Here is a 14,947-nt window from a genome sequence, read left to right on the forward strand (position 1 = left end):
CCGAAAAAGTACAAAAAAGGATTTCCACTGCAATCCCTAGCGCAAATGCAGTACGGAACCAAACCTAATAGGTTTTAAAAACCTGTTAGCTTTACAAAAAACAGAAGGAATTATGAAAAAATACATCATTTACATCGCAATATTGGTAGTTGGTTTACTTTTAGGTTGGATGATTTTTGGCGGAACATCTAACAACAAAACAGCGCACAATCACGATACCGTAGCAGAAACCAACCAAATGTGGACCTGCTCTATGCATCCTCAAATTATGCAGCCAGAACCAGGTGATTGCCCCATTTGTGGCATGGATTTAATTCCTGCCGAAGCTGGTGCCGATGGTTTGCAAGCAGATCAATTTAGACTTACTGAAAATGCTATGGCGTTGGCAAACATCCAAACCTCTATGGTTGGTTCTAAAAACACAGAAGAACATACCATCAAATTATCTGGGAAAATTGTTGCCAATGAAGAAGCAAATGCTGTACAGATCAGTTATTTTTCAGGACGAATTGAACGACTTGAGGTAAATTTCACAGGTGAAGAAGTGCAGAAAGGACAGCTACTAGCAAGCATTTACTCACCAGAATTGTACGCCGCTCAGCAAGAACTCATTACAGCCTCAGCGCTAAAGGAAACGCAACCCGCATTGTACAAAGCGGTTCGCAATAAACTAAAATTATGGAAATTATCTGAAAATCAAATCAACCAAATAGAAATATCGGGAAAAATAAAAGAAAATTTCCCAGTTTATGCCACGGTTTCTGGTACGGTTTCAGAAAAATTAGTAGAACAAGGCGATTTTGTAAAACAAGGACAACCCTTACTTAAAATTGCCAATTTAAATTCCGTTTGGGCGCTTTTTGATGTGTATGAAAATCAAATCGATTTATTTAAAAAAGGTCAGGACATGACTATAACTACTCGTGCCAATATTAACAAAGAATTTGAGGCAAAAGTGGACTTTATAAATCCCATTTTAGATGCCCAAACACGAACTGTAAAATTAAGAGCAGTGCTTAGCAATGCCAATCAGGTGTTTAAACCAGGCATGTTTGTCGAAGGACAAATAAAACGGAGTGCTTCAACTAAAGATGCGGTGCTAACCATTCCGTCAACAGCGGTTTTATGGACCGGAGAGCGCTCTTTAGTCTATCTTAAAAGCGACCCTAACCAGCCTGTTTTCGAAATGCGTAAAATTACTTTGGGTCAACAGATTGGAGATCACTATCAAGTTTTAGCAGGTTTAAATGATGGTGATGAAATTGTAACAAACGGCACCTTTACTGTAGATGCCGCTGCCCAATTACAGGGTAAAAATTCGATGATGAATAAAGATGACAAAAATGAAGAGCTAAAAGTGAAAAATGAAAACGGGGAAGATAAAAATAAACGGGTAAGCGTTTCAGAAGCATTTCAAAATCAATTGAAAACGGTTTTTAATGATTATATCCATGTAAAAGATGCTTTAGTTGAGGATGATTCAAAAACCGTGCAAAGCAAATCAAAAGAACTAATAGAAAAGATATCTAAAGTGGATATGAAACTTCTAAAAGATAATGATGTGCATAAACATTGGATGGCTTTAGAAACCGAAATAAAAGCGGCGGCAATAGCTATCTCAAAAACAACTGAGATTAAGGAACAACGATTGCATTTTGAAAACTTGTCTATACCATTAACCAATGCTATTAAAGTCTTCGGTATTAATGAAATCGTGTACCAACAATACTGTCCAATGGTAGATAACAATAAAGGCGCGTATTGGTTAAGTAAGGAAGAAAAAGTTTTTAATCCCTATTTTGGGGACGCCATGCTAACTTGCGGAGAAGTAACACAGGTAATAGAATAAGTAAAATTAGTAATTAATATTTAAATTTTAAACTATGAATTTTTCAAACAAAAAAGTAATTTTAAGTGTAGCCCTAATTGCGGCTATAGGTTTCACAAGTTGTAAAAATGAAGCCAAGCAAGAAGATGAATCAACAAACACAGAGGTAACTCAAGAAATAGCCATGGCCGAGTTGTCTTTTGGTGTAAAAGGTAATTGTGGGATGTGCAAAACAACTATCGAAAAAGCTGCTAATAGTGTTGAAGGTGTTGTAAATTCAAATTGGGATATCGTCAAAAAGAAAATCGATGTCACTTTTGATGACGCAAAAACAGATGAAATGGCCATACATAATGCCATTGCCGCTTCAGGTTACGATACTGAAAAAGCAACGGGTAATTTAGAGGCTTATAACAATTTGCCTGAATGTTGTAAATACGATCATGACATGATGATGAACCAAACAGGCCAGCAACAAGAAGGTGATCATTCCAATCATAAGCATTAGTCCAATAAAAAAGAACCTATTACAAAAAGGAAGTAATAGGTTCTTTTTTTACTTTTATTCAGGCTGACAAGCAGGATGTTTTATAAATAAAGTAGGAGTATTAACTTACCCACTTCATCATCAAGGCACAAGCAAAAGCGGCATAAGTCCCTAGAGCATACCCTAAAGTAGCTAATAAAACACCTACAGGTGCTAACGAGGGGTGAAAAGCACCAGCAACAACAGGAGCAGATGCAGCACCGCCAATATTAGCTTTAGAGCCTACTGCTAAAAAGAAATAAGGCGCTTTTATAATTTTTGCAACGATAAATAATAGTCCCACATGAATAATCATCCACACAAAACCAATAGCAAATAAGCTTAAATTATCGATAATAGCATTTAAATTCATTTTCATACCAATAGAAGCTACCAGAATATAAATAAAAACTGTTCCTATTTTACTGGCTCCAGCCCCTTCATAACTTTTTATTTTTGTAAAAGATAAAATAACACCCACGGTTGTGGCCATAATAATTAACCAGAAAAACGAACTTCCTAATCCGAAATCAACTAAATACGGCGCATTTTCAGGTATCCAATCTTTAAAGAAATCACCGACAATATGCCCTATAGATGTCACACCAAAACCAATTCCTAAAAGAATCATCAAGTCGGTAAAAGACGGCACTCTGGCGGTTTCTAAACTAAATTTTTCCATTTTATTTTTAAGTGTGGTAATAGATGTGTTATCGGCTTTAAAATACTTATCTATTTTGTCAGATTTTGCCACGCCAAGTAATAAGAACACCATCCAAACTTGAGCTACTAGAACATCGACCACAGCCATGATACTAAAAAGGCTATCGCTAACCTCCCACTGTTCTTTCATGGCTAACTGGTTGGCACCACCGCCAATCCAGCTTCCTGCAACAGTCGATAAGCCTTTCCATAATTCGGTACCTTCTACAGCGGTCAGGATATCTGGAGCTACAAACTTAAAAAACAAGATGGCTAAAGGTCCTCCTATCATAACACCAAACGTAGCTGTTAAAAACATAATTAATGCCTTCGAACCCAACTTGAATACCCCTTTTAAATCGATACTCATGGTTAACAGTACTAAAGATGCCGGCAGTAAATATCGAGAAGAAACGAAGTACAAATTACTTTTACCCATAAACTGGGAATATTCAGAAGAATCTATGTTGTTTGATATTATATAGGCTTTTAAACTCTCTAAGTTAGTCACACCATCTAAATTGCCATAAACCGATTGTAAATGGGCTATGGTTGCCGACACATCGATCCATTGATCGGCAATAAAGCCTACCGAACTCAAAAGAGACGGTATAAAATAGCATAATAACAGTGCCGGAACAATATTATAAAACTTAGAAAAACGAGGCAGACTTGATGTGTAAAAAATAAGCGCAAGGACTACAGATAAAATACCAAAAATAATGGTATCGCTAGCGAATAATGGGATATCGCTACTTATTTCTGCTATATTCATAAAGTAATGTTTGTTTAGGTATTGTAATTAAATATTTATCATTTATAATGAAAAGGCCTTTAGAAAATTTCTAAACTCCCCTTTCCTTCTCTTAAAATAACGGGTTCGTCTTGAGATAAATCTATAACGGTTGAGGCTTCATTATCACCATAACCACCATCGATTACCAAATCGACCAAATTACCCCATTTTTCAAGAATTAACTCAGGATCTGTTGTATACTCTAAAACTTCATCATCGTCATGTATAGAGGTCGATATGATAGGATTGCCCAATTTCTCAACAATTTCTAAAGCGATACTATTATCTGGTACACGAATACCAACCGTTTTTCTTTTTTTAAAAGGATTTGGTAAAGACTTACCACTTGGAAGTATAAAGGTGTACGGCCCAGGGAGTGCACGTTTTAAAATTTTAAAAGTCTTGGTATCTATTTGCTGTACATAATCACTTAAATTACTTAAATCGTGACAAACAAAAGAGAAATTAGCCTTTTCTAATTTCACTTGCTTTATTTGTGCGATACGCTCTAAGGCTTTAATGTTGGTAATATCGCAACCTAAGCCATAGACTGTATCGGTTGGGTAAATAATAAGACCGCCGCGTTTTAAAACATCTATTACCTTTTCAATCGCTTTTGGATTGGGATTTTCTTCATATATTCTTATAAAATCAGCCATAATGCCTATATTTTAATTCAGCTTACAAATTAATTATTATTTTTAAAATTTAAGTGCCTAAAATTCGTTTACTACATGTTGTTTTAATTTTTATGATTTCACCTATGGTAATTTACATTACAAAACCTTTATCTATCTGAGCATTTTAACTTTTCAAGGGTGCCAATAGCAACAAATGCAGCTCTATCGTTAAAATAACGCTTAGCCAATAACCTCCAACTTAGCAAAACGCAACAGTAATTTTTTCGTGCCGCCGTGCTGAAAACTAATTTCGGCTTTTATATCGGCTCCCGTGCCTTCTATTTTTAAGACTTCACCCGTTCCAAAACGAATATGTTTTACCATATTACCCACTACTAATTTACTATCAAATAAATTAGTATTTCCGCTTGTTTTAGCAACTGGTTTTAGATTTTTTGGCGTAGTAACTTGAAATTTTTCGGTCTCTGACTTTGCTGTTTTCCCTTTTTTTAACACGGGTTGTTTTGCTGGCTTATATCTAATTTTTGTAGGTTCTACATCTCCAAAAATATCGGCATCCAACATGGGATTGAAACGGCGCTCTTCAATTGGGGTTACAATATCTAAATATTGCTCATCGATTTCTTCAATAAAACGACTTGGCTCAGCATCTACCAGTTTTCCCCATCGGTAACGCGATAAGGCATAAGTTAAATAGGCCTGTTTTTCAGCTCGTGTTAAAGCCACATAGAATAAACGGCGCTCCTCCTCTAGTTCGCTACGGGTATTCATGCTCATGGCACTAGGGAATAAGTCTTCTTCAAGGCCAACTATAAACACGTACGGAAATTCCAGTCCTTTAGCTAGGTGTATGGTCATTAAAGCCACGTGGTCTGCATCGCCTTTATCGGCATCCATATCTGTAGCCAATGCAACATCTTCTAAAAATTCTGCAAGCGACCCTGTAGTATCGGCAATTTCTTTTTGGCCTTCAACAAAATCTTTCATTCCGTTTAAAAGCTCCTCGATATTCTCCATTTTGGCCACGCCTTCTGGGGTACCATCTTTATTAAATTCTTTTATTAAACCCGTGGTTTTAGTAACATATTCTGCCAATTCAAAAACATCGGCAGTTTGATTTAGTACTTGAAAGCTTTCAATAAGGGTCACAAAATTTTGAAGCTTAGATTTGGTTCCAGAATTAACATTAACATTGGTTTTATCAATGTTTTTCATCACCTCAAAAATAGTGCGGTTATAGCCATTTGCGGCTACGGTTAACTTATCAACAGTAGTTTGTCCGATGCCTCGTGGCGGAAAATTAATGACGCGTTTTAAGGCCTCTTCATCGGCCGGATTAATGATGAGTCTGAGGTAGGACAAAACATCTTTTATCTCTTTACGCTGATAAAACGATAGGCCACCATAAATTCTATACGGGATATCGCGTTTTCGCAAAGCATCCTCAATGGCACGCGATTGTGCATTGGTACGATATAAAATAGCAAAATCGCTATTTTTTAATTGATGATTCATCTTGCTTTCCCAAATGGTACTAGCCACATAACGCCCTTCGTCTCCATCGGTTAACGAGCGGTTTACTTTAATTAATGGTCCTTCGTCATTCGCAGTCCAAACCACTTTGTCTAGCTTGGTTTGGTTTTTATCAATGATTGAATTTGCGGCGTTTACAATATTTTTTGTGGATCGATAATTTTGCTCTAACCTAAAAACCTTTACATCGTCATAATCTTTCTGAAAGTTCAATATATTGTTAATATTAGCACCTCGGAAGGCATAAATACTCTGGGCATCGTCCCCTACTACACAAATATTTTGAAACTTATCTGACAGTGCTCTCACGATTAGATATTGCGAGTGGTTAGTATCTTGATACTCATCAACAAGAATATATTTAAAACGATTTTGGTATTTCGCTAGTACTTCAGGAAAACGCGTTAAAAGTTCGTTGGTTTTCAATAATAAATCATCAAAATCCATCGCTCCTGCTTTAAAACAGCGGTCTACAAATTCCTTGTAAATATCACCCATGCGTGGTCTTCTTGCCATGGCATCGGCTTCTTTAAGCTCTGGGTTTTGAAAATAAGCGCGTACTGTAATTAAACTGTTTTTATATGAGGAAATTCGCGAACGTACTTGTTTGTATTTATAAATATCTTTATCCAAGTTCATTTCTTTAATGATAGTGGCTATTAATCTATCAGAATCTTGGGTATCATAAATAGTGAAATTGCTGGGATAACCCAACTTATCGGCTTCAATACGTAAAATTTTTGCAAATACAGAGTGAAAGGTACCCATCCATAAATTTTTGGTTTCACTTGCTCCAACAATACTGGCAATACGCTCTTTCATTTCGCGTGCCGCTTTATTGGTAAACGTTAACGATAAGATGTTAAAAGGATCGATACCCTTACTCATCATATAGGCAATACGGTAGGTAAGCACACGTGTTTTTCCAGAGCCAGCACCTGCAATTACTATCATAGGGCCGTCAATTTGTATGGTAGGTTCTAATTGTGCTTCGTTTAACTGACTTAAATACTTTTCCAATTCATTTTCATTTTAAGCTGTGAAATTAACTAATGTTGCGCTTTTAATTAAGGGGAATTATCAATAATTATAAACAATTTGAAATTCCAGTCACTTTTGGCACCATTTAAATACGATATGCCAAATTATTAATTTGATAATAAGTCAAGTTATGGCATAGTCGTTAAGACTTGTATAACCAATAACAATATCTATTTAACCAAAAATTTAGGTAAACAAACGAGATAAAAACGCTTTACTTGATGTCTAAAATTTTATGGTACTGAGAAGCTTATCATCTATCGTTTTTTGCGTCTAGAATCGCCTTTAGATTTGCGTTTATGTTTTTTAAACTTCGGATTAAAAGGTGTGACCGTATCATCAAAAGTATTTTTTGTTTTACCTGCCTTCTTATTCTTTTTCCACGATGTATTTTCGGGTAATAAAACCTTTAATAAATCGGGGCGACCTACTTTAGTTAATCGGTCTTTTATCCATTTTCGATTCTCATCCTTATACCAAAAGAAAAAACGGTGTTGATTTTCTTTCTCTTTAGCCGTTCTTGCTGTTTTTGTGGGTTTTAAGGTGTAGGGATGATAACCGCTGTAATAAATCACCGTGGCAACCGTCATAGGCGTTGGCGTAAAGCCTTGTACTTGCTCTAACTGAAAGCCCATATCTTTTGTTTCGGCCGCTAAATTGGCCATGTCTTCATCTTCACAAGCTGGATGACTAGAGATAAAATAAGGAATTAATTCAAGTTTTAATTTTTTCTTTAAATTTATTCGATCAAAGCGTTCTTTAAACAAATGAAAATATTTAAATGAAGGTTTACGCATGAGCTTTAAAACGGGATCTGAGGTATGCTCAGGAGCCACTTTTAAGCGTCCAGAAACATGGTTGGTCATTACTTCTTCGGTATAGGCATCCAGTTCCTTTGGGTCGGCATTTTTATTAAATTCAGGCACCAACATATCATGACGAATACCACTTCCAATAAATGATTTTTTAACTTTTGGATGGGCATCAACGGCTTTGTATAAATCGGTTAAAGGCTTGTGAGACGTGTCTAAATTACTACATATTACAGGCGAAATACAAGACGGTGCCACACACCTATCGCAAATGGACTGTATTTTTCCTTTCATTTTATACATATTGGCAGATGGCCCCCCAATATCAGACAAATAACCTTTAAAATCGTCCATTTTAGTAACCGCATCCACTTCTTTTAATACCGATTCTTGACTACGACTGGCTATAAATTTACCTTGATGAGCCGAAATGGTACAAAAGCTGCAACCCCCAAAACAGCCGCGGTGCACGTTTATGGAAAACTTAATCATTTCAAACGCTGGTATAGGTCCGCGTTTATTGTATTTGGGGTGTGGTAAACGCGTAAAAGGCAAATCGAAAGAGGCATCAATTTCACTTTCGGTCATGGTGGGGTAAGGTGGATTTATCATCAGCATCTTATCTCCCACTTGCTGAAAAATTCGTCGTGCCTTTAATTTATTCGACTCCTGCTCTATCACTTTAAAATTAGAGGCGAATGTTTTTTTATCTTTTAAACAAGCCTCATGCGAGTTAATTTCTACATCTTCCCAGTTTTTATTCTTCGGAACTTTCTCGTCTTTATTAACAAAAACAGCAGTTTGTTTGATGGTTTTTAGACTTGAAAACGGCACCCCTTTTTGTAATAATTCTACAATTTCACGTAAAGGTTGTTCGCCCATACCATACACTAGCATATCTGCTTTAGAGGTTTCTAAGATGGTTGGCAATAATTTATCAGACCAATAATCGTAATGGGTTACACGACGTAAAGACGCTTCAATCCCTCCTATTAAAACAGGAATATCTGGAAATTTTTCTTTTAATATTTTAGAATACACCGAAGTTGCATAATCTGGTCTAAAACCTTTATCCCCATTGGGGGTATAAGCATCTTTATCTCGACGGCGTTTACTAGCGGTATAATTACTCACCATGGGGTCCATACAGCCCCCAGTAACTGCAAAAAATAAACGTGGTATCCCTAGTTTTTCAAAATCCTGCAAATTGTCGTTTACACTAGGTTGTGGCACAATAGCTACCCGTAATCCGTAACTTTCTAAGATACGTCCAATGACGGCAGGTCCAAACGAGGGGTGATCTACATAGGCATCGCCACTAAAAAGGATGACATCTAGCTCGTCCCACCCTCTAATTTTAACCTCTTTTTTTGTAGTAGGTAACCAATCTGAAACACGTCTTATTTTCATACCCTGCAAAGATACGATGTTTTAAGTTTATATTTCTACCTTCAGGCAAAGCAGCTTCTGTGATAAAACTCGGCCCAAATTTAAAGTCACCACGAGATAACATAAATGGGTTTTTTAAGCTTAATCGCCCATTTCAAGAGGCGTATTTAAAAATTAAAAAAGCTCATTTTTCTATTAAATTTATATATTTACGACAACCAAAAAACCAAAAGTATGAAAATATTTTTAAAATTCTCAGTCTTATTTTTGCTTATTTTTACGAATTGCACTCCAAAAGACAGTAAAAACACTGAGATTAGTAACACTTTTGTTCAAGATCATTACACCAAAAAAGAGGTCAATATTACTATGCGGGATGGCGCTAAATTACATACCACCATCTACGCTCCTAGAGATGCGAGCCAAGCCTACCCTATTTTATTACAACGCACACCTTACAGCTGCAGACCTTATGGTGATGATGCCTTTAGAAAGAATATCGGTCCCAATTTACACCTTATGAAAGAAGGCAATATTATTGTTTATCAAGATGTTCGCGGCCGTTGGATGAGTGAGGGGGTTTATGATAATATGCGTGCCTATATCCCTAATAAAACGGGAAACCAAACCGACGAAACTACCGATACTTACGACACCATTGATTGGTTAGTAAACAATATTGAAAATAATAACGGTAATGTCGGTACTTGGGGGATTTCTTACCCTGGATTTTATACCACGGTTTCTACTATTGATGCGCATCCGGCTTTAAAGGCAGCATCGCCACAAGCCAGTATTGGCGATTTCTTTTTTGATGATTTTCACCATAATGGTGCATTTTTGTTAAGCTATTTTAATGCGATTCCTTTATTTGGTACTTATAAAGACCAACCCACCGATTCGGCTTGGTATAAGTTTCCAGATATGAAAACTCAAGATCAATATCAGTTTTTCTTAGACAAAGGCCCTTTAAAAAATTTAAACCAATATTTTCAATACCATACAGATACTACCGCTGTTGTCGACAAATACCATATCGACGATTTCTTTTGGAAGGAAATTGTAGAACATCCTAATTACGATACCCTTTGGCAAAGTAAAGGCATTATACAGCATTTAGATAAAGTTGCGCCCACCGTTGCCACCATGGTAGTTGGTGGTTGGTTTGATGCTGAAGATTTGTACGGTCCTTTAGAAACTTATAAGAACATTGAGAAGCATCAACCAAACAATTACAACACCTTGGTATTTGGCCCTTGGGATCATGGCGGATGGTCTAGAAATAAAGTAAAAAACACTGTAGGGAATTATTATTTTGGCGATTCGATTTCATTAAAATATCAAAAGGATATTGAAACAAAATTCTTTAATCATTTCTTAAAAGGAAGTGGCTCTAAAGACAGCGGATTACCAGAAGCTTATGTTTTCGATACGGGTAAAAAAGAATGGCAGTCTTATGCTGTTTGGCCGCCTAAAGATGCTAAAAAACAAGCCTTCTTTTTATCTGAAAATCAAGAATTGACTTCTAATCAAAAAGGCGTTAGTGAAATAAAATTTGTAAGTGATTTACAGAAACCCGTGCCTTATTCTGAAGATATAAAAACGGTTTTCACACCTCGTAAATACATGACAGACGATCAGCGTTTTGCGGCTCGCAGACCAGACGTTTTGGTTTTTGAAACTCCTGTCTTAACTGAAGACTTTACGCTTGCAGGAGATATATTAGCCCAATTACAAGTTGCCACCACAGGCTCTGCTGCCGATTGGATTGTAAAAGTCGTTGATGTGCATCCTGGCGATTTAGAAAATGATAACGAAGACATGCAATCGCACTTAAAACTAAGCAACTACCACTTGATGGTACGCAGTGAAGTGATGCGTGGTCGATTTAGAAATAGCTTTTCAAATCCCGAACCTTTTACACCTAATAAGAAAACGGCAGTAAATATAAAACTGCAAGATGTTTTTCATACGTTTAAAAAAGGACACAAATTGCAAATACAAGTTCAAAGTACATGTTTTCCATTAATTGATTTGAACCCACAAACCTATGTAGATAATATTTACAAGGCCGATGAAAAAGATTTTAAAACACAAACACATACTGTTTTTACCGATAGTAAGATTGAGTTTACGGTTTTAAATTAACACCAAATTAACCATACGACATTTCATAATTAAATTGGTATTAGATTTTTTTATAGGTTAAAAGTATTCATACATTGTATGTTTAAGAAACTAAAAACAGAAATCTAAATCATTTAAAATAAAAAGCAGCCCAATATAAAAATTGGGCTGCTTTGCATTGTATATTTAAATGTAGAATCGTTATTTACATAACATTGAGTTTGTTAAAAGCTATGCTTAAAGAAGTAGTTGTATGTCCGTTTTTCATCATACGACGAAAAAATCTGCGTTCATCTGCGAAATCAGCGAGAAAACAAATATTAGATAAGGAAGAATTATCCCGCAGATTGCGCAGATTTACGCGGAATAAAAATAAATATTTATTTTCGTGACGGTACAAAGATGTCATCATAAGTTACTAATTTATAGGTTTATGACAAATAGCGGACAATCAAAGAAGTAGTTAACATATAATTCTAGAAAAGTATGTGCTAGTAAAAGCATAAAACCATATCGTGTTGTCTATGACTAACTTGTTTTTGAGTACAGCATATAAATTTACCAATTACATTGAATAAAAGATCATTCATTTAAAGCCCCCACAAAATAGGTAGCACTATGTAAACAAACACAAATAAAATGACTATTGAAATGATATTCATCCAGAAACCTGATTTTACCATATCGATTATTTCTAAATAGCCAGAGCCAAACACCACGGCATTTGGAGGTGTTGCTACCGGAAGCATAAAAGCACATGACGCTGCTGTCGTGGCAGCCACAATAAGAATAAAGGGATCTACACCTAAACTCACAGCAACTGGCGCTAAAATTGGCAGTAACATGGCTGCTGTGGCCAGATTAGAAGTTATTTCTGTTAAAAAATTTACGGAAAATAAAATAATAACAACTAAAAGCGCAAGGGAAATTCCAGTTAATAAATCGATTTGATTCCCCAACCATAAAGCGAGACCCGTTTCTTGAAAACCTGCAGCGAGTGCCATACCTCCGCCAAAAAGCAAAATAATCCCCCAAGGTATTCTTATGGCGTCACCCCAATTAATAATGCGGTCGTTTCTCTTTTTTGTTGGTAATATGAATAAGAGGATTGCAGCTCCAATAGCAATAATCGTATCGTCTATTCCGGGAATTAAGTCTTGAAGTAAAAAAGAACGTGTAATCCAACACAGTGCGGTTAAAACAAAAACCAATAAAACAATTTTTTCTTCATATTTTATGGGACCTAACTCTTGTAGTAATCGATTGACTTCGTCTTTACCTCCAGGGAATTCTTTTTGTTCAAATTTAAAGGCAAAACGTGTTAAATAAACCCATGCTATCGTCAATAATAATATTGAAATTGGCAAACCGAATTGAAACCATTGTCCGAAAGTAATTTCTATCCCATAAGTCTTTAGAACAAATCCCGCCATGACCAAGTTTGGTGGCGTACCAATTAAGGTGGCAATGCCACCAATTGACGCTGAATACGCTATGCTTAGCATTAAAGCTTTTCCGAAAATAGCGTTCTCATTTTCTACAGTTGTTGGATTATCTTTTAATTGAGAGACAATAGACATGCCAATAGGCAACATCATCACCGCAGTCGCCGTATTAGAAATCCACATCGATAAAAAAGCCGTAGCTACCATAAAACCAAGAATTACTTTGTAAATATTGGTTCCTATCAGTTTGATAATATGTAACGCCATACGCTTATGTAAGTTCCATTTTTCAATAGCTATTGCCAAGAAAAAACCGCCTAAATACAGAAATATATATTTATCACCGTAGGCAGCTGTAGTCTCCGATATTTTCATGATACCCGTAGTTGGAAATAAAATCACTGGTAATAATGCGGTTACTGCAATGGGAACGGCCTCTGTAACCCACCAAATAGCAATCCATAATGTGACACCAACCATGAAGTAAGCAGAATCGGACATTCCTTCGGGTGGGTTAAAAAAAGTTAAGATTATAAAGGATAATGGCCCTAATATTAAGGCTATAATTTTTTTAGGATTGGTCATCTTAAATCGTTTTTAGTCTAGTTGAGTTTAAAAAAAGAACAAAAAAAATAGCCTCACAAACTAGCTATACGACATCGTATGAGTTGTTCTCTTCATTAAGGTCTAAAAGTATAAATTTAATTGGGAAATCCTTAGTGTTTTATATTTTTTAGAATACCGTAAAACATGGCATACCTGTTTACTTGCTTTCATTAGAAAGTTTTATGCCTTAAATTGAGACTTTTAATTTAATCCTGAGTAGTTTTGCTTTCCGAATTAATAACGGCAAGTTATTAGACTGTTCGATAAAATTATTGTTTCATTATGCTGCTTATAAGCATCTTGAACATAAAGAATCTCTTTTTTTATGCACAATTGTTCAGCCGGAATATAACGAATAGCAAGACAACTTTAAAAGTGTATTGAAGGACTGAAAAACGATTCAAATTTAGCTGTTTTTCTTCTATGCCAACAACAATCCATTAAACTTGAAACAGTTGACACTTAACAGGTGTAACTGATATCATATTATTGTTTCATATGTAGAGCGACATTCGCTCAAAAAGACTTCAAACGTACTTAATATCAACCTGAAAACAGACACGCTACCTTCATTTTAAAGAAGGGTTCTTCTCAACAAAAAGACGAGACATTTATAAACCAGTTTAACCGAACTTATGGCAACTTTTTTGTGTGAACTACAAGATAAACAAAGCGACCAAAAATGCAATGCTATTCGGCTTGGGAGAGAAAATTAAATTCTAAAGTGGCGTAAAAATTAAGCAAACTGTGATAAACAGCTAACTCTTTTTCTTTATCTAATAAATTCTTCGAGCTGTGTTCTGCAATCATATTTGAAGTATGCACCACAATTTCTGAGTCTAAATTAATAGTATTTTCAGACGACTTACTACCTAAAAGTTGTAACTCTAAAGCCCTTTTGTAAACGTTACACCAATGGTTAACCTGCAATTTGTTGAGTATTTCGGTTTTTAGAGTCATCAACCTTGTTCTACTGATGTTTAATTCTTGTTGAATATGCTTTTTAGGTGTTCTCTTATAACTTAGCTTTAAAATTTTTAGTTCTTCTTCAGATAAGTTGACCGTATGGTTTTTTAAGAAATTGTATTTACAACTGTTTAAAAACAAAAAGATTAAACCGTTTAACTGTTCTTTAGATACGACCTCCTCTTTTATTTTCTCAGTAATAATTTTAGAATAAACTAGAGCTTCATCTTTTACAAGCTGGGGTAAGTAATCTTCCTTTTTTAACATGCCAGAATCAAAAGTTTTAAGTTGGGCATCGAACATAGAAACTGTAATTAAGGTATTTTTAATACGCTTAATGGTGCTGTTGTAACTACTTTCAGTTAAGTCTAAAAAATCGATAATTTGCTTTTCGGAGTAATCATGTGTTAGTAACCTTAAAGTTAACAGTTCTAAACTACTTAGTTTAACAGGAGATTTTCCTGGGATTACCACAACTTTTTTCTTGTTGTAGTTGGTCATCACTTTATAGTAAACATCTCTCATATCGAACCTT

At 35.6% G+C, this 14,947-nt stretch carries 9 protein-coding genes; 3 read left to right on the forward strand and 6 right to left on the reverse strand.

All coding sequences use genetic code 11. The annotated features are described in order from the left end of the window. The first annotated feature begins 112 nt into the window (after positions 1-112). Both FEZ18_RS14145 and FEZ18_RS14150 read left to right on the forward strand, forming a co-directional pair. Positions 113-1,849: an efflux RND transporter periplasmic adaptor subunit gene (locus FEZ18_RS14145; protein WP_153268923.1), complete on the forward strand. Its 1,737-nt coding sequence runs from the start codon at positions 113-115 to the stop codon at positions 1,847-1,849. Between the two features lie 34 nt (positions 1,850-1,883). Beyond that, positions 1,884-2,336 carry a heavy-metal-associated domain-containing protein gene (locus tag FEZ18_RS14150; protein ID WP_153268924.1) on the forward strand — a complete coding sequence of 151 codons (453 nt, stop codon included), beginning with the start codon at positions 1,884-1,886 and terminating at the stop codon, positions 2,334-2,336. 100 nt (positions 2,337-2,436) lie between these two features. On the opposite strand, the gene FEZ18_RS14155 is transcribed toward FEZ18_RS14150, so the two are convergent. The 4 genes from FEZ18_RS14155 to FEZ18_RS14170 form a co-directional block, all read right to left on the reverse strand. After that, positions 2,437-3,831, reverse strand: a complete 1,395-nt coding sequence (locus FEZ18_RS14155; RefSeq protein WP_153268925.1) for a DUF819 domain-containing protein — start codon at positions 3,829-3,831, stop codon at positions 2,437-2,439. 59 nt (positions 3,832-3,890) lie between these two features. Next, positions 3,891-4,511 carry an L-threonylcarbamoyladenylate synthase gene (locus FEZ18_RS14160; RefSeq protein ID WP_153268926.1) on the reverse strand — a complete coding sequence of 207 codons (621 nt, stop codon included), beginning with the start codon at positions 4,509-4,511 and terminating at the stop codon, positions 3,891-3,893. A gap of 201 nt (positions 4,512-4,712) precedes the next feature. Then, positions 4,713-7,046, reverse strand: coding sequence for an ATP-dependent helicase (locus FEZ18_RS14165; RefSeq protein WP_153268927.1), 2,334 nt, complete (start codon positions 7,044-7,046; stop codon positions 4,713-4,715). Positions 7,047-7,324: 278 nt separating this feature from the next. Continuing rightward, on the reverse strand, positions 7,325-9,289 hold the full coding sequence (locus FEZ18_RS14170; RefSeq protein ID WP_153268928.1) for a YgiQ family radical SAM protein: 1,965 nt from the start codon (positions 9,287-9,289) through the stop codon (positions 7,325-7,327). Positions 9,290-9,502: 213 nt separating this feature from the next. On the opposite strand from FEZ18_RS14170, the gene FEZ18_RS14175 reads away from it, so the two are divergent. Then, complete coding sequence (locus FEZ18_RS14175; RefSeq protein WP_153268929.1) at positions 9,503-11,416, forward strand: CocE/NonD family hydrolase; 1,914 nt, start codon at positions 9,503-9,505, stop codon at positions 11,414-11,416. Between the two features lie 569 nt (positions 11,417-11,985). Here the strand turns inward: FEZ18_RS14175 and FEZ18_RS14180 are convergent. Next, complete coding sequence (locus FEZ18_RS14180; protein WP_153268930.1) at positions 11,986-13,425, reverse strand: SLC13 family permease; 1,440 nt, start codon at positions 13,423-13,425, stop codon at positions 11,986-11,988. 711 nt (positions 13,426-14,136) lie between these two features. After that, the gene (locus tag FEZ18_RS14185; protein ID WP_153268931.1) at positions 14,137-14,937 is read right to left on the reverse strand and encodes a hypothetical protein; all 801 of its coding nucleotides are present in this window, start codon (positions 14,935-14,937) and stop codon (positions 14,137-14,139) included. Between the last annotated feature and the right edge of the window lie 10 nt (positions 14,938-14,947).

It is taken from the genome of Oceanihabitans sp. IOP_32 (assembly GCF_009498295.1).
GTDB lineage: Bacteria > Bacteroidota > Bacteroidia > Flavobacteriales > Flavobacteriaceae > Wocania > Wocania indica.